The 15,236-nt window shown below is 72.1% G+C and carries 14 protein-coding genes; 1 reads left to right on the forward strand and 13 read right to left on the reverse strand.

Annotated elements, in window-relative coordinates; translation table 11 throughout:
• Positions 1-150: 150 nt before the first annotated feature.
• From ABZZ38_RS02180 to ABZZ38_RS02215, 8 genes are all read right to left on the reverse strand, one after another.
• Entirely contained in the window at positions 151-1,428 is a 1,278-nt protein-coding gene (locus ABZZ38_RS02180) for a hypothetical protein (protein ID WP_356734772.1), read from the reverse strand.
• Positions 1,425-2,105, reverse strand: a complete 681-nt coding sequence (locus ABZZ38_RS02185; RefSeq protein WP_356734774.1) for a SigE family RNA polymerase sigma factor — start codon at positions 2,103-2,105, stop codon at positions 1,425-1,427. The genes ABZZ38_RS02180 and ABZZ38_RS02185 overlap by 4 nt, the downstream gene beginning before the upstream one ends.
• A 253-nt stretch (positions 2,106-2,358) precedes the next feature.
• Complete coding sequence (locus tag ABZZ38_RS02190) at positions 2,359-3,447, reverse strand: aspartate-semialdehyde dehydrogenase (protein ID WP_356734776.1); 1,089 nt, start codon at positions 3,445-3,447, stop codon at positions 2,359-2,361.
• A complete protein-coding gene (locus ABZZ38_RS02195) occupies positions 3,444-4,715 on the reverse strand; it encodes an aspartate kinase (RefSeq protein WP_356734778.1) in 1,272 nt (423 codons plus the stop codon). Before ABZZ38_RS02195 ends, ABZZ38_RS02190 begins: the two co-directional genes overlap by 4 nt.
• Positions 4,716-4,894: 179 nt before the next feature.
• Positions 4,895-5,959, reverse strand: a complete 1,065-nt coding sequence (locus ABZZ38_RS02200) for a YncE family protein (protein ID WP_356734780.1) — start codon at positions 5,957-5,959, stop codon at positions 4,895-4,897.
• 135 nt (positions 5,960-6,094) lie between these two features.
• Entirely contained in the window at positions 6,095-6,757 is a 663-nt protein-coding gene (locus ABZZ38_RS02205) for a DUF5063 domain-containing protein (protein WP_356734782.1), read from the reverse strand.
• Positions 6,750-7,349, reverse strand: coding sequence for a recombination mediator RecR (gene recR / locus ABZZ38_RS02210; protein ID WP_356734784.1), 600 nt, complete (start codon positions 7,347-7,349; stop codon positions 6,750-6,752). Before recR ends, ABZZ38_RS02205 begins: the two co-directional genes overlap by 8 nt.
• A 54-nt stretch (positions 7,350-7,403) precedes the next feature.
• Positions 7,404-7,739, reverse strand: coding sequence for a YbaB/EbfC family nucleoid-associated protein (locus ABZZ38_RS02215; RefSeq protein ID WP_356735260.1), 336 nt, complete (start codon positions 7,737-7,739; stop codon positions 7,404-7,406).
• A gap of 346 nt (positions 7,740-8,085) precedes the next feature.
• Between ABZZ38_RS02215 and ABZZ38_RS02220 the strand changes: the two genes are divergently transcribed.
• On the forward strand, positions 8,086-8,760 hold the full coding sequence (locus ABZZ38_RS02220; RefSeq protein WP_356735262.1) for an SLATT domain-containing protein: 675 nt from the start codon (positions 8,086-8,088) through the stop codon (positions 8,758-8,760).
• 27 nt (positions 8,761-8,787) lie between these two features.
• Here ABZZ38_RS02220 and ABZZ38_RS02225 read toward each other — a convergent pair whose 3' ends face one another.
• From ABZZ38_RS02225 to ABZZ38_RS02245, 5 genes are all read right to left on the reverse strand, one after another.
• Positions 8,788-9,648: a class I SAM-dependent methyltransferase gene (locus ABZZ38_RS02225; RefSeq protein ID WP_356734786.1), complete on the reverse strand. Its 861-nt coding sequence runs from the start codon at positions 9,646-9,648 to the stop codon at positions 8,788-8,790.
• A 129-nt stretch (positions 9,649-9,777) separates the two neighbouring features.
• Positions 9,778-10,428, reverse strand: a complete 651-nt coding sequence (locus ABZZ38_RS02230; protein ID WP_356734788.1) for a hypothetical protein — start codon at positions 10,426-10,428, stop codon at positions 9,778-9,780.
• A 56-nt stretch (positions 10,429-10,484) separates the two neighbouring features.
• Positions 10,485-12,899, reverse strand: coding sequence for a dolichyl-phosphate beta-glucosyltransferase (locus ABZZ38_RS02235; RefSeq protein WP_356734790.1), 2,415 nt, complete (start codon positions 12,897-12,899; stop codon positions 10,485-10,487).
• Complete coding sequence (locus ABZZ38_RS02240; RefSeq protein ID WP_356734792.1) at positions 12,896-13,579, reverse strand: GntR family transcriptional regulator; 684 nt, start codon at positions 13,577-13,579, stop codon at positions 12,896-12,898. Before ABZZ38_RS02240 ends, ABZZ38_RS02235 begins: the two co-directional genes overlap by 4 nt.
• Positions 13,580-13,676: 97 nt before the next feature.
• Positions 13,677-15,059, reverse strand: coding sequence for an aspartate aminotransferase family protein (locus tag ABZZ38_RS02245; RefSeq protein ID WP_356734794.1), 1,383 nt, complete (start codon positions 15,057-15,059; stop codon positions 13,677-13,679).
• Positions 15,060-15,236: the final 177 nt, after the last annotated feature.

A 15,236-nucleotide genomic window follows, 5' to 3' on the forward strand; every position in this document is an offset into this window, starting at 1 on the left:
CCGGCCTGTCGGCGCCGTCCGCCGGCGGCGGTGCGGTATGTGCCCCGCGGCCGGGGTGCGTGTCCGGCCGTGCGCCGTCCGGGGTCCGGCCGACTTGGCCGACTTGGCCGACTCCCGGGTGCGGCGCCGTACACGGCTGCGCGAACCGGGCTACTCCGCGGGCAGGGCGCCCGTGTGGTAGACCGTGCCCGCGCAGGCGTCGGGGATGGTCGTCTCCGCCGCGGGGCCTCCCGCGTCCGGGGTGTGGGCGACCGTCACGCTGCCGTCCGCCGGGGTGCCGTCCTCCGTCTTGAGCTGCGGCTCCGTGCCCTCCTGGGCGGTGCCGTCGGAGCCGGTCGATGTGGCGCCGCCGTCGGAGCTCGGGGTGCTCGGGTCCGGTGTCGGGTCACCACTGCCGCCGCCCGTCGTCGGGCAGGTTTCGGAGGGCACCCAGGCGAACTGCACCTTGTACGCCTCCGACGGCTTCAGGAGCAGCGGATCGGACGTCTCCTGTCCGGGGTCCGGCAGGCCGGTGGCCGCGTCGCCCACCGAGTGCTCGGCGACCGTGATCTTCGCCGGGTCGGCCGCGCCGTGCGCCTGGAGGGTGACCACGCCGTCCGCGGTCACCACGCAGTCGCCGCCCGAGACGTTGGCGACGCGGAAGGTGCCGTACACCTTGCCCTCCGCGTCCGGGCCCTCGGCCTGCGAGGAGGCCACGCTCAGCCCGGCCGCCTCGCACACCGGCGTGCTCTCCGGTACCGAGCTGGACGGGGCGGCCGTGCCGCCCACCGTGCCGTCCGAGGTGCCGGAGACCGACTCCTCCGGCTTCTCCGCGTCGCCCTTGCCGCCGTCCTGGGAGCCGCCCGGCTTCTTCTCGCCGTCGCCCTTGCCGCCGTCGGGTCCGGCTTCGCCGCCCTCGCCGCCCGTCTCCTCGCCCGTGCCGCCCTGGGTCTGCTCGCCGTGCCCGGCGTTCACGGGGCGGGCGTCGGAGGCGCCGTCGGAACTCGCGACGTGGACGAACGCGGGCACCGCCGTACCGAACAGCAGCGCCGCGGCCGCCATGCCCACCAGGGCCTGCCGCTTGCGCGCCCGTCGCGCGGGCACCGCCCGGCGCAGATGGTCCAGGGCTCCGTCGGAGGGCTCCAGGTCCCGCACCGCGCCCTGGAGCAGCCGGCGCAGCGCGGCGTCGTCCCCGCCGAAGCCACCCCCTTCGAAGCCGTCCCCGCCGAAGCCGTCGAAAGCACCCGGGCCGCCCTTGCCGCCCGAACCACCCTTGCGGTTGCCGTCCTTGCCGTCCTTGCCGTCCGGGACAGCCTTGCCGTTCATGTCGCCCGTGGCGTTGCGATCGCCGTCGCCGTTGTTCACAATTCCGTTTCCAGTCCGGTCGTTCACGTGCAACGGCCCGTCCGGCCCGTACTGCTCGAATCTGTCCTGATGCCGCTCACTCATGCCGTGGCCTCCATGGCGACGCGCAGCGCCGCGATGCCACGTGAGCCGTACGCCTTCACCGAGCCCAGCGATATGCCGAGGGTCTCGGCGACCTGAGCCTCGGTCATGTCAGCGAAGTACCGCAGCACCAGTACCTCGCGTTGCCGGCGCTGCAGCCCACGCATCGCCTTGATCAGCGCGTCGCGCTCCAGCTGGTCGTACGCGCCTTCCTCCGCACTCGCCATGTCGGGCATGGGCTTGGAGAGCAGCTTCAGCCCGAGTATGCGTCGGCGCAAGGCGGACCGGGACAGGTTGACCACGGTCTGCCGCAGGTACGCGAGGGTCTTCTCCGGGTCGCGTACGCGCCTGCGCGCCGAGTGGACGCGGATGAACGCCTCCTGGACGACGTCCTCGCACGAGGCCGTGTCGTCCAGCAGCAACGCGGCGAGACCCAGCAGCGACCGGTAGTGGGCGCGGTAGGTCTCGGTGAGGTGGTCGACGGTCGTGCCCGCGGTCGTCGCGCCGCCCGCGCTGTCGAGCGGGGAGGGCTGGGACGGAATGCGGGTGGTGCGCCTAGCGGCGGGCATGGGGGCGATCACCGGCATGCCGCCGGGTTGACGGGGACGCCGGAGCGGTCGCACCGCGCCGGGCGGGGTGCGAAGCGGTGCCACCGCTGTGATGTCGAGAACCTCTGCCACGCCTGTTGGACACGCTTCCCCCCGTCAGGGTTGTACGCGCACGCCATCGCTTTTGACGGTGCGTCGTTTGCCCTCATGCGTACCCGCTCTTCCCCATTGCCCCGGTTCCGGCGGCAGCACGAAAGGGGCGACCGCAGAGACGCTTCCCACCCAACTACCGGTTGCAGCAAGGGGGATAAGCATCGTCGAACATGCCATCGCCCCAGTTCAAGCGGTACAGACCAAAGACTTGCTCACAGGGCGTTCACAGATCCTACAAAGATCCCGCGATCGGTTCACGGCCGATTCCGCCGGTGAATTCGGCCGCGAGCGCCTCCGCGACCTGCGCGGCGTTCAACGCGGCGCCCTTGCGGAGGTTGTCGCCGCACACGAACAGCTCCAGCGCCCGTTCGTCGTCCAGCGACCGCCGCACCCGCCCGACCCACGTCGGGTCGGTTCCCACCACGTCGGCGGGGGTCGGGAAGTCCCCGGCCGCCGGATCGTCGTACAGCACCACGCCCGGCGAGGTCGCCAGGATCTCGTGGGCCCGCGCGACGGTCACCTCCTGCTCGAACCGGGCGTGCACGGAGACGGAGTGGGTGGTGAGCACGGGGACGCGGACGCAGGTCGCCGTCACCCGCAGCTCGGGCAGACCCAGGATCTTGCGGGTCTCGTCGCGGATGCGGAGCTCCTCGGAGGACCAGCCGCCCTCCTGGAGCGACCCGGACCAGGGCACCACGTTCAGCGCGAGCGGGGCGGCGAAGGGCCCCGTGTCGTCACCGACGGCCCGGCGCACATCGCCGGGGTGCGTCCCCAGCTCCGTACCGGCGACGCGCGCCAGCTGCCCGCGCAGGGCGTCGATCCCGCCCTTCCCGGCGCCGCTGGCGGCCTGGTACGCGGAGACGACGAGCTCGGTCAGACCGAACTCGGCGTGGAGCGCGCCCACCGCCACGATCAGCGCCAGGGTGGTGTCGCCGGGGCAGGCGACCAGGGAGCGCGGACGCGCCCGTACCGCATGCGGGTTGATCTCGGGGACGACGAGCGGCACGTCCGGGTCCATCCGGAAGGCCGGTGAGGCGTCCACCACGACCGCGCCCCTGGCGGCGGCGAGCGGCGCCCACCGGGCGGCCACCTCCTCCGGGGCCAGGAACAGCGCCACGTCGACGCCGTCGAGAGCGTCCTCCGAGAGCGGGAGAACCTCGGTCTCCTCGCCGCGCACCGCCAGCTTGCGGCCGGCGGAGCGCGGGGAGGAGACCAGACGGATGTCACCCCAGACGTCGGCGTGCTGCGACAGGATCTGGAGCATCACCGCACCGACGGCTCCGGTCGCCCCGACGACCGCGAGCGCCGGTTTTCGGCTCATCGGCCGGTGCCTCCATAGACGACGGCCTCGTCGGACTCGCTGTCCAGCCCGAAGGCGGTGTGGACGGCGCGGACGGCCTCGTTGACGTCGTCGGCCCGGGTCACGACCGAGATGCGGATCTCGGAGGTCGAGATGAGCTCGATGTTCACGCCCGCGTCGGACAGCGCCTCGAAGAAGCCGGCCGTGACGCCCGGGTTCGTCTTCATGCCCGCGCCGACGAGCGAGATCTTGGCGATCTGGTCGTCGTAGCGGAGCGATTCGAATCCGATCAGCTGCTTCTGCTTCTCCAGGGCGTCGATGGCCTTGCGGCCCTCGGCCTTGGGCAGCGTGAAGGAGATGTCCGTCAGCCCGGTCGACGCGGCGGAGACGTTCTGCACCACCATGTCGATGTTGATCTCGCTGTCCGCGATGGTGCGGAAGATCGCGGCGGCCTCGCCCGGCTTGTCCGGCACCCCGACGACGGTGATCTTCGCCTCGGAGGTGTCATGGGCGACACCGGAGATGATGGCCTGCTCCACCTTGCGGTCCCCTCGCGGTTCGTTGCTGACCCACGTGCCCTGGAGCCCCGAGAAGGAGGACCGGACGTGGATCGGGATGTTGTAACGGCGTGCGTACTCGACGCAGCGGTGCAGGAGCACCTTGGAGCCGGAGCTGGCGAGCTCCAGCATGTCCTCGAAGGAGATCCAGTCGATCTTCCGGGCCTTCTTCACGACCCGGGGGTCGGCGGTGAAGACACCGTCGACGTCCGTGTAGATCTCGCACACCTCGGCGTCCAGCGCCGCGGCGAGCGCGACGGCGGTCGTGTCCGACCCGCCGCGGCCGAGGGTGGTGATGTCCTTCTTGTCCTGCGAGACACCCTGGAAGCCGGCGACGATGGCGATGTTGCCCTCGTCCAGCGCCGTACGGATCCGGCCCGGCGTGACATCGATGATGCGCGCTTTGTTGTGGACCGAGTCGGTGATGACGCCCGCCTGGCTACCGGTGAACGACTGGGCCTCGTGACCCAGGTTTTTGATCGCCATGGCCAGCAGCGCCATGGAGATGCGCTCTCCGGCGGTCAGCAGCATGTCGAACTCACGCCCGGCAGGGATCGGGGATACCTGCTCGGCGAGATCGATCAACTCGTCCGTCGTGTCGCCCATCGCCGAAACCACGACGACCACCTGGTGGCCGTTCTTCTTGGCATCGACGATTCGCTTGGCGACGCGCTTGATGCCCTCGGCATCGGCAACGGAGGAGCCTCCGTACTTCTGCACGACAAGGCCCACGTGCGCTCCTCGCTCAGTCCGTTTGCGGTCAGCTCAGTCTAACGAGCGGCCGGGAATCACCCCTCTCCTACCACATGGTGAGATGTCCCGCTCACTCAGTGATCAGCACCGGGTGATCCACAGCCGCTCGGGCTGGCACCTGCCCCCCTCGGCGCGGGGTACGCGGAATGTGTGGGGGGTCACGTGCGCGGTCGGGGGGTGGGCCGGGATACGTACGCCATGCCGTGCGCCCCCGGTTCGCCGGGCCTCCCCACCTCCAGCGTGGCCGCGACCGCCCCCGCCGCCAGGTCCACCACCGTCACGGTGCTTGCGGACACGGCGGCGACGTACCCGTGCCGCCCGTCCGGCGAGGAGGTGATCGTCAGCGGGAAGGCGCCCACCGGAACCCGGGCCCGTACGGCATCACCCTCGTACACGTGCAGCACGCCCGGCCCCTGCCCGCCCGGCGGCGACCCGCCCGCCGCCCCGCGCAGCTCGCCGGCCAGGACGAGTCCGGTCGACGTGACGTGGACCGGGAGGACGGGGCCCTCGGTCGGCAGCGTACGGACGACGGCGCCGGTCGCGGTGTCGACGACCCGCACGCCGCCGTCCCCCCGCGCACCACCGCCCCCGCCATCGCCCTTCGGCCCGGCCACGTACACATACCGCCCGTCCGGCGCCACCGCGATGCCCTCGCTGCCGCCCGGCATCGCGATACGGCCGTCCGTCACGCCCGCCCCGAGGTCGACGACCGACAGGAACGGCGCCTCTTTGTTCGCCGTGTACGCGCGCCGGCCGTCCGGGGTGAGCACGAACCAGTGCGGCCCGGGCGCGCCGACCGGGATGCGCCGCACCGGCTTGCGGGACCCCGCCTCCAGGGCGACCAGGGCACCTTCCTCGGCGGTCGGGGCACCTTCCTCGGCGCCGCGCGCCTCGACGCTCACCCACAGCAGCTCGCCCGCCGGATCCAGGGCGAGCCCGTGCGGCGCCCACTCCGGCGCCAGGTCGACGACCTCGACGGCGCGGCGCTCATCGGGGTCGATGACGACGAGCTCCCGGGCGCGGCCGGTGTTGGCGCGGTAGAAGCCCGAGCGGTACGTGATCGTGCAGTACAGCAGCCGCCGCGCCGCGTCGAAGCACAGCTCGTGCGGTTCGTACGGCACGCGGACCTCACCGAGCCGGTCGTACGTCACCGCGTCGAAGAAGACGACCGCGGGGCCGCTCTGGCTCACCACCGCCAGGACGTCGTTCCGTGTCTGGATCATGGGTCCAGCTTCGGGGCGGGCGGGGTGGCCCCGGCGCAACGAGGCCGGGGTGTCCCGCGCGTACGCGAAGAACACGGGCCCGGTCGCACAGCACGCTGTGCGACAGGGCCCGGGCGTCCTGGGAAGGGCGGGGAACTACGGCTTGAGCGTACGCAGGCCCAGCGGGCCCGCGATCTCCTGAGCCATCACCCGGCCCGCCTCCTCCGCCAGCGCGTCCTCCGTCAGGTCCTCGTCCGTGTCGAGCCCGTCCAGCTCCTCCAGGGGCTGGTCCAGGCGGACGTGCGAGACCAGCGACTGCAGGGCGCGCAGGGTCGCCGAAGCCGTCGGGCCCCAGTTGGAGAAGTACGAGAACTGCCACCACCACAGCGCCTCGGAGGTACGTCCCGCGCGGTAGTGGGCCAGTCCGTGCCGCAGGTCCAGGACGATGTCGGCGAGGTTGTCGGAGATCCGGCACGGCACGGGCGCCTTGCGCGGCTCGTACGGGTCGAAGACCTCGGAGAAGACGTCCACCGGCTCCAGCATGGTCGCGAACCGCATCCGCAGGTCGTCGACGTCCATGTCCGGTCCGGTGTCCGGTTCGTACCGCTCATCCGGGATGATGTCCTCGTGCGCGCCCAGCCGGCCGCCGGTGAGCAGCAGCTGGGAGACCTCCAGGAGGAGGAACGGCACCGCGCTGTCGGGCTCGTCCCCCTTGGCCACTTCCGTGGTGGCGACGATGAAGGACTCGATCGAGTCGGCGATCTGGACCGCGAAGCTGTCCGGGTCCAGCGAGTGCGCGTGGAGTGTGGCGTCAGACATCGAGGAGTCGTCTCCCTTCGAACGCTCGCCCGAGCGTGACCTCGTCGGCGTATTCCAGGTCTCCGCCAACGGGGAGTCCGCTGGCGAGGCGCGTGACCTTCAGGCCCATGGGCTTGACCATCCGCGCCAGGTACGTCGCGGTGGCCTCGCCCTCCAGGTTCGGGTCGGTCGCCAGGATCAGCTCGGTGACCGTGCCGTCCGCGAGGCGCGTGAGCAGCTCGCGGATCCGCAGGTCGTCGGGGCCGACGCCCTCGATCGGGCTGATCGCGCCGCCGAGGACGTGGTACCGCCCACGGAACTCACGCGTCCGCTCGATCGCCACGACGTCCTTCGGCTCCTCGACCACACAGATGACCGCCTCGTCACGGCGTGGGTCCCGGCAGATGCCGCACCGCTCCTCCTGCGCGACGTTGCCGCAGACCGCGCAGAACCGGACCTTGTCCTTGACCTCGAGGAGGGCATGGGCCAGACGCCGTACGTCGGTGGGCTCCGCCTGCAGGATGTGGAAGGCGATCCGCTGCGCGCTCTTGGGACCGACGCCGGGCAGCCTGCCCAATTCGTCGATGAGGTCCTGAACAACGCCTTCGTACACGGAAAGCCTCTCCTGGAGTGCTGTGATGCTTACGGTAGTTGCTGGGCGCGCGCGTTAGAAGGGCAGGCCCGGCATGCCACCCAGGCCCTGGGCCAGCGGGCCCAGCTTGGCCTGCTGGAGCGCCTGCGCGTTCTCGTTCGCGGCCTGGACGGCGGCGACGACGAGGTCCGCGAGGGTCTCGGTGTCCTCGGGGCCGACCGCCTTGGGGTCGATGACCAGCGAGCGCAGCTCACCGGCACCGGTCACGGTGGCCTTGACCAGGCCGCCGCCTGCCTGGCCGTCGACCTCGGTCTGCGCCAGCTCCTCCTGGGCGCGGGCGAGGTCCTGCTGCATCTTCTGGGCCTGCTGGAGGATCTGCTGCATGTTCGGCTGGCCGCCACCGGGAATCACGGTCACTCCTGGCATTTCGACGATGAGTATTCGGTATGCCGAGCCTACGTGGTCGCCGGACGGTGTGCCCCATCCACGGGGCTCCACTCTTTCAGGTGAAATGACGGCGCGCCCTCTACCTGATCAAGCCCCTCTTGCGGGCGGAAATACCGTGATTCCCGGTCACCGGCCCACCATTCGGCGGTAGGAAGGGGCATGCGCACCCCGCGCACCGTAGATCATCGCACCGTCCAGGTCGTCGCACCGTGGGTCATCGCACGCCACCCGCCCGCCCGTCCGCCCGTCACTGACGGCCACAGCAATGTCACGTTGAGCGCAGAGGAGTGCCCCGGTGAGCCAGCCGGAGATGCAGCCCGGGGGCCCCTCCCGGGGGGACGACCTGGCCGGACGGCCGTTCCCGCTCGGTGACTGGGGGGAGCCGGCGCAGCGGCTGGACGAGCTGTACCGGTGGGTCGAGACCAACGCGCTGCGCACGGCCGAGTGGTATCTGTCCGACCGCGTCTGGAAGCGCCGCTGCGCCCGCGCCCTGCGGATCGGTACGGCGCTGGGGGCGGTGACCGGCGCGGCGCTGCCGCTGCTGGGGTGGTGGAAGTGGGGGTACCCGGCGCTGCTGGTGGCGGCGGCGTGCCTGCTGTGCGACCGGTACTTCGGGCTGACCTCGGGGTGGATGCGGGACGTCGCGACGGCGCAGGCGGTGCAGCGGCGGCTCCAGGCGTTGCAGTTCGACTGGGCGTCGGAGAGCGTGCGGGAGGTGCTGGGCCCGGCGGAGGGCACGGCGAGCGAGGCGGCGGAGCGGTGCCTGGGGGTGCTGCGGCGGTTCTCGGAGGACGTGACGGAGCTGGTGCGCGCGGAGACGGCCGACTGGATGGTGGAGTTCCGGTCGGGCCCGGCGCCGCTGGCGATGCAGTCGACGCTGCCCTCCCCGGCACGCACGGATTCCACGGCCGCGCCGGGCCGCTTCCCCCTCCCTCCGGGCACCCGGCCGAACATGCCGCGCCAGCGGCCCCCGGAGCCGCGCTGACCCCGCGTGCCGCGCGGCGGGACTCCTTCAGAGGCGGGTCAGCGCGCGCTTCAGGCGGCGCAGTCGGCCCACCCGCCCCGCGGGCACCGTCGGCGGCCCGGGCACGGCCGGCTCGGGCCGCTCCGGGGTGGCGGACGGGGCGGGCGGGGGCGGCGTGTGGCGGGGGCGGGGCGTCCAGGGAGCGGTGACGCCGTGGGGCTTGACGCGGATCAGGGGCGCGCCGGCCACCTCCTCCACGCCGTGCCAGAGGTCCCCGCGCGGCTTCAGCCACCGCAGGAGGGCGTCCCGGACCGGCGCCGGATCACCCCAGGTGCCGTACAGCTTCGTGCCCGTCAGGCACACCGGGCGCAGGCCCGACACGGCGACCGCTCCCCAGACCGCCGCGGCGACGCCCGGGCAGTGCTCGGCGCGGTAGTCGTCGAACGCGACGATGCCGTCCGGCGCGAGCAGGACCCGCGCCGCCTCGACGTCGCCGTGGACGTGCTCGTACAGGTGCGAGGCGTCCACGTGGACGAAACGGCAGCTCGCGGGGGCCACGTGCGCGGTGATCGACGAGGTGGGCGCCTGGACCACGCGCGGCAGGGCCTCGTGGAAGGCCAGGTAGTTCGTCTCGAAGGCGCGCCGGGTGAGCGTGGCGTACGACCGGGTCATCTCCGCGCCGTTCGACTCGTCCGGCGCGGGCGAGTCGAACAGGTCGCAGACGGTGAACTCCTCCCCCTCGCCCCGGTAGAAGCCGGTGAAGATGGCGCTCTTGCCCAGGTACGCGCCGAGCTCCAGCAGGTCGCCGCGGACGCCCGCGTCCCGCTGGCCGGTCAGGATCCAGTCGAACAGGAGCTGGTCCACGGGGGCGAACCAGCCTTTGACATCCGAGTACTGCGCAGGGGTCATGCCCCGGTCCTATCGGGGCGAGATGTCCGGCACCTTACGGCCACCTGAAGACCCCGGCCTCCGAGGGCCGCCTTGAGGACCCTCGCAAGGACCGCCTTGAGGACCGCCGCCCAGGGACTCCCGGGCCCGTCAGCTGAAGATGATCATCGAGCCCTGGCCCAGGCTCCGGGTCGCCGCCGCGTGCAGCCCCAGCCACACGTGGCGTTCACGCGCGAAGGGACTCTCGTCGTACGGGATCGGGCCCGCCGGCTCCTCCAGGGACGTCGGTCGCTCGGGTGGCAGTGGCGCCGCCGGGGGGTTCGCCGGGTCGATGCCGATCGACGGGGCCACGTACTCCAGTTCGCGCAGCAGGCCCTGGGCCGAGCCGAGCGGCCCGCCGCCCGCGAGCAGTTCGTCGGTGGACAGCGGGGCGGGGAAGTCGACGGGCACGTACGCGCCCGCGTGGTCGTAGTGCCACACCAGGTGCGACTGCTGGGCCGTGGACTCGAACATCTCCAGCAACTGCTCGTAGTCCCCGCCCAGTTCGTCGACCGGCGTGACGGCGAGGCCGCAGATCTGCAGCAGGTAGGCGCGGCGCAGGAAGTGCAGGGCGTCGTAGTCGAACCCGGCCACCGGTGCCACGTCGCCCGACAGGCCCGGCATGTAGGCGAAGACGGGCACGGTCGGCAGGCCGGACTCGCTCAGCGCCTTGTCGTAGGCGGCGATCTCTTCGGCGAAGGGGTTGTCGGGGCTGTGGCACAGCACGTCGACGAGGGGGACCAACCACAGGTCGCAGGCCAAGGGAGACTCGCTCTCCTACGTCGGGACGGTTCGTCGGACAGTCACGGAAGCCTATTTCAGCGTGTTCGGTGCAGGTCCCATACCCATGCACCCCCGATCCGCTCACCAGGTCGCCCCAACAGCTTGGATACGGTCTCGTAAAGCGCCGCCTCGTTGTCCTGGCCGGGCAGCACGACCAGGCCCGCCCGCCAGTACTCCAGGTCCGCCCGCGCCCGCGCCCGCCACTCGGGGCCGATCTCCGGGACGCGGCCGCTCCACCGCACCTCCCGCAGCAGGTCGGACGTGTGGCGGGGCGCCGCCCCGTAGATGCCGGTGCGCTCGGGACCGTACGGCCCGTTGAAGTACCCGCCCGGCACGGCGAAGCCGAAGCCGGTGCGTGTCTGCCAGTGCAGTGCGTCCGCGCTGCCCGGGTCCGGCAGCGGCACGGGCACGACCGACTGCCCCGGTTCCAGGTACCGCTGGTAGGTGCCGTACGCGAGGAAGCCGGGGACCGGGGCCCGTTCCCGTACCGGATAGGGCGTGGGGAGGATCGGCACGAGGGCGAGCGTCACCGCCGCCAGGCCCACCGCCCGGTTGGCGCGCGAACGGGAGGCGGCCAGCCGGTCCACCGCCAGGGCCACCAGCGCGCCCAGCACCGGGGCGCAGACCATCGCCACCCGGGACTCGATGACCGACTCGAAGAGCGGTTTGTCGGCGAGCAGTGCCCACGGGCCGGGCAGCACGATGTCCGTGAAGGGGATCCTGACGCGCGGCCCGAGGGAGAGCAGCGCCGCGCCCACCGCCGTGCCCGTCAGCGCCTTGACCAGCGGCAGGCGCCACAGGCGTACGACGACGGCGAAGGTGAGGGCGATCAGCGGCCAGCCGAAGAAGGCGTTCTGCTCGGTGCGGTTCATGGCGAGCCGGTCCGCCGTGGCCTCGTCGCCGAGGAGGGAGCGGCCGGCGAACTCCAGGAAGGCGAGCGGGCTGTTGCCGGCGTGGGAGCCGTGGAGGACGCTGTGGTAGCTCTGCGGGCCGAAGAACTGCCAGTACAGGGGGAAGGCGACCAGAGGCAGGCAGACCGCCAGGGCCACGCCCAGGCCCTTGGCGAGGGGCCACCGGGCCGCCCGCGCCACGTCACGGCACGCGAGCGCGTAGAAGAGGGCGAAGAGCAGCATGCCGAGCGCCGCCAGCAGCAACGGCTCCTCGCCGAGGAAGATCTGGTAGGTCGCGAAGAGCCCGAGCAGCACTCCGTCCCGTACGACCGCGCGCCCTTCGCACAGGCGCAGGGCCCGGTCGATCAGGACCGGCATCATGAACAGGAGCAGGAAGTTGGGGTGGGCGTTGCCGTGGGAGATCATCGGCGGCGCGAAGGCGGCGAGCGCGGCGCCCGCGCAGGCCGCCCACCGGTGGCGTACGACCCTTCTCGCGAACAGCCAGTACCAGGAGCACGCCGTGGCGGCCAGGCCCAGGGTCAGGACGAGCGCCCAGGTGACGGTCGGCCCGAGGGCCAGGGTCACCGGGGTGAGGGGCACGGACAGGCCCAGCATGACCGTGTTGGCCATGAGGTTCACACCGTCGGGATGGTTCTGGACGGTGGTGAAGAGCGGGTTGCGCAGGTGGGTGACGTTGTCGGCGGTGACGGCGAAGAACCACTCCCACTGGTTCTGGTCCTGGCCCGCGTCCGCGAGGTAGGCCCGGTCCAGGTCCGCCCACAGGCCCCGGTAGAGGAGTACGGAGGCGAGGACGAAGAGCGCGACGACGGCCACGTCCGCCCGTCTGACCGCGCGGGCCCGCAGGCGGGCGATTTCGACCAGCACGCGCGCGTAGTCCAGGGGCCCCACCTTGGAGCCCTCCTGGTGGGACCAGCGGACCGGCACCTCGGTGACCGCCCAGCCGGCCTGCCGGAAGAAGCGCAGGATCTCGACGTCGATCCCCCACCCGTCCAGCCGGGCGTCCGCGAAGGCCTCCCGTGCCCTGTCCCCCTCGAACAGCTTGAAACCGCACTGGGTGTCCCGCACGCCGGGCACCGCCACCGCCCGTATGAGCCGGTTCCCGAGCCGCCCCAGCCACTCGCGCAGCGGCCGTTGGTGGACCTCGATCCGCGACTCCGGGTGTGCGCGGGAGCCGATCGCCGCCGCCGCGCCCTCGGCGGTGAGCTCCTTGTCGAGCCGGTCCAGCAGGTCGATGGGCGTGGCGAGGTCGGCGTCGGTGAGCAGGACACGGCGCCCGTAGGAGGCGAGGACGCCGCGCCGCAGGGCGTGTCCCTTGCCGCGGTTGGCCGGGCCGGTGAGGACGTGGATACGGGGCTCTTCGGCCGCGCACTCCCGCGCCACGCGCGCGGTGTCGTCCGTCGAGCCGTCGTCGACGACGATGACCTCCCAGTCGCCCCAACGGCCGGGGTCGGCCGTCAGGTGGGCGCGGATCGCCTCGAGGGTGGGGCGGAGCCGCGCTTCCTCGTTGTAGGCGGGGATGACCACGCTCAGGTCGGTCACCGCGACAGACCGTCCAGGTGGTCCGCCCAGGCCAGGGAGTGCGCGTTGTACGCGTCGATCACCGCCACGACGGCGTTCCGGTCGCCGGCCGTCACCGCGTCGACCAGGTCCTCGTGGCCGCTCCACAGCCAGTCGCCCGGCCTGCGGTCGGCGCGCAGGTGCGGGACGGCGAAGACCCAGGCCTGGACGCGCAGCCGGTGCAGGAAGTCGGCGATGTAGCGGTTGGCGACGAAGCCGCTGAGCTCGCGCCAGAACCGCAGGTCGTAGCCGATCAGGACGTCGAGGTCGCCCGCGCGGGCCGCCCGCGCCGCCTCCTCGGCCCGGCGGCGTACGGACACCAGCGGCGGCCCGTGGACGGCGCCGGGCGCGGTGCGGTCCGTGAGGCGCTGGAAGACGCCGTCCACGATGAGCGCGCGGGCCTCGACCATGCCGCGGTAGTCGTCGACCGAGAACCGGTGCACGCGAAAGCCCTTGTGCTGGTCGGAGTCGAGCAGCCCCTGGGCGGCCAGGTCGACGAGCGCTTCGCGGACGGGCGTGGCGGACACCCCGTACTGCTCGGCGATCTGCTTGACCGTGAACTCCTGACCCGGTTGCAGACGTCCCGCGAGCACCTCGTCACGGAGCGCGTCCGCGATCTGCTGCCGCAGGGTGTTGCGGGTCACCCCTCCGCTCGCGGGCATGGCTTCTGGCCCCCTCCGTCCGGTTCCGGACACCTTAAGCCAGGCGGAGGAGGGCCATCGGGGTGGTGACGGTGTGCCCGTCTACGCCGCCTGCCCTTTACGCGGTGTGCTCGTCGGCCACCGCGAGCGCCGCGTCGAGGGCGGCGAGGCCTTCCTTGGCCTCGGCCTCGGTGACGGTGCAGGCGGGGACGGCGTGGGTGCGGTTCATGTTGACGAAGGGCCACAGGCCGTTCTTCTTGCAGGCCGCCGCGAAGGCCGCCATGGGGGCGTTCTCCTCGCCCGTCGCGTTGTACGGGACGAGTGGCTCGCGCGTCTCCTTGTTCCGTACGAGCTCCAGCGCCCAGAAGGTGCCGAGGCCGCGGACCTCGCCGACGGAGGGGTGGCGTTCGGCGAGTTCGCGCAGGCCGGGGCCGAGGACGTTCTCGCCGATGTGGGCCGCGTTCTCGACGACCTTCTCCTCGGCCATGACCTCGATGGTGGCGACGGCGGCGGCGCAGGCGAGCGGGTGGCCGGAGTAGGTGAGTCCGCCGGGGTAGGGCCGCTTGTCGAAGGTCGCGGCGATCTCCGCGGAGATGGCGACGCCGCCCAGCGGCACGTACCCGGAGTTGACGCCCTTGGCGAAGGTCAGCAGGTCGGGTACGACGTCGAAGTGCTCGGCCGCGAACCACGCGCCGGTGCGGCCGAAGCCCGCCATGACCTCGTCGAGGACGAGGACGATGCCGTACCGGTCGCAGATCTCGCGTACGCCGGTGAGGTACCCGGGTGGCGGGACCATGATGCCGGCGGTGCCCGGGACGCTCTCCAGGATGATCGCGGCGATGGTCCGCGGGCCCTCGAACGCGATCGTGTCCTCCAGGTGCCGGAGCGCGCGCTCGCACTCCTGCGCCTCGGTCTCCGCGTAGAACGGCGAGCGGTAGAGGAAGGGCGCCCAGAAGCGCACCACGCCGGCGGACGCGGTGTCGGAGGCCCAGCGGCGCGGGTCGCCGGTGAGGTTGATCGCGGTGGAGGTGGCGCCGTGGTACGAGCGGTAGGCGCTCATGATCTTGGGTCGGCCGGTGTGCAGCCGGGCCATCCGGGCGGCGTTCTCGACGGCCTCGGCGCCGCCGTTGGTGAAGAAGATCTTGTCGAGGTCGCCGGGGGTGCGCTCCGCGATGAGGCGTGCGGCCTCGGAGCGTACGTCGATGGCGAAGGCGGGCGCGAAGGTCGCCAGCTTGCCGGCCTGCTCCTGGATGGCGGCGACGACCTTGGGGTGCTGGTAACCGATGTTGGTGTAGACGAGGCCGCTGGTGAAGTCGAGGTAGCGGTTTCCGTCGTAGTCCCAGAAGTACGCCCCCTCGGCGCCGGCGACGGCGAGCGGGTCGATCAACCCCTGGGCGGACCAGGAGTGGAACACGTGCGCCCGGTCGGCGGCCTTGACGGCGGCACCCGCCTGGGGATCGGCGACGACTGCGGGACGGGCGGAGTCGGCATGAGGGGTCATGCGGCCCAGGGTAAGGACGCGCAGGTGGGCGCCGGTATGGCCATCTTGTATGCCGGAAGGCGCAGGGGTCGGCAAGGTGTCGGGGGACGAGGGCATCGGCGGGCCCGACGAAAGGGCATTGACAGCCTCCTGTCCAAGTGACAGGCTTCTGTCATACCTCGAACGGCCGTGCCAACG

This window comes from Streptomyces sp. NPDC006368 (assembly GCF_040612535.1).
GTDB lineage: Bacteria > Actinomycetota > Actinomycetes > Streptomycetales > Streptomycetaceae > Streptomyces.